The following is a 749-nucleotide window of genomic DNA, read 5'->3' as shown; positions in this document are numbered from 1 at the left end:
AGGTAAGATTACCGAACCAGGTAAACCAGCTGTTGAAGTTCCTAATGTAACAACACCAGCTAAATTCACACCAGAAACACCAGTAACTGAAAAACCAGGTAAGATTGAAATTACTCAACAACCAAATGGAAATGCGATTGTAACGCCTAAGAAACCAGATGGAACAACTTACCCATCAGGTAGCAGGGTAGAAATTCCAGGAGAAAATGGAACAACAATCACAGTAACAATTGGTGACAATGGGTCAGGTGAAGTACCAAATGACAACCTTCCTAAGACAAATGTCCCAGGTACAGGAACAGTAACAGAACCTAACAAGAAACCATCACAACCAGTGGATGTAACAACACCAGCTCGTAAGACACCAACACTAGATGTGAAACGAGATCCTGAAACAGGTGACGTTACAGTAACACCGAAGAAACCAGACGGCTCAACCTACCCACCAGGAACTACGGTAGAAATTCCAGGTAAAGGTGGCAAGCCAATCACAGTCACAATCGGTGAAGACGGTAAAGGTAAAGTACCAAACAGTGATCTACCAGATGTAGAAACACCAGGTATAGGTAAGATTACCGAACCAGGTAAACCAGCTGTTGAAGTTCCTAATGTAACAACACCAGCTAAATTCACACCAGAAACACCAGTAACTGAAAAACCAGGTAAGATTGAAATTACTCAACAACCAAATGGAAATGCGATTGTAACGCCTAAGAAACCAGATGGAACAACTTACCCATCAGGTAGCA

The 749-nt window shown here is 42.2% G+C and carries 1 pseudogene; it reads left to right on the top strand.

The features are described from left to right. Positions 1 to 749 (top strand): annotated as a pseudogene (locus N8L33_RS09915) (hypothetical protein); the annotation flags it as partial.

The organism is Streptococcus mitis, from assembly GCF_946188695.1.
In the GTDB taxonomy this organism is placed as follows: domain Bacteria; phylum Bacillota; class Bacilli; order Lactobacillales; family Streptococcaceae; genus Streptococcus; species Streptococcus mitis_DF.
This window is presented reverse-complemented; position numbering and strand designations above follow the sequence as displayed.